Annotated in this window: 1 protein-coding gene; it reads right to left on the reverse strand. The window is 63.6% G+C overall.

From position 1 onward, the window contains the following. Nucleotides 1–161: efflux RND transporter permease subunit (locus SB753_RS38835; protein WP_410805386.1), on the reverse strand; the 161-nt coding region annotated here is incomplete at its 3' end. Between the last annotated feature and the right edge of the window lie 97 nt (nucleotides 162–258).

Here is a 258-nt window from a genome sequence, read left to right on the forward strand (position 1 = left end):
GCACCCGAAAGCGTCGCGCTGACCATCACGACAGGAAAATCCACCGACGGCAACGCGGCGACAGGCAGCAGCCGGAACGCGACGATGCCGAATAGCGCGAGACCAATCGCAAGCAGCATCGTGCCGACGGGACGGCGAATGAACGGAGCGGACAGATTCATGCTTTAGCTCGCGTTCGTATCGCCGGACGGCGTGATCGCGGCGCGCGTTGCGAGACGATGCAGCGCGAGGAAGATCACGGGCGTCGAAAACAGCGTG

The sequence above is a fragment of the Paraburkholderia sp. SIMBA_053 genome (genome assembly GCF_046534895.1).
GTDB classification, from domain to species: Bacteria; Pseudomonadota; Gammaproteobacteria; order Burkholderiales; family Burkholderiaceae; genus Paraburkholderia; species Paraburkholderia caledonica.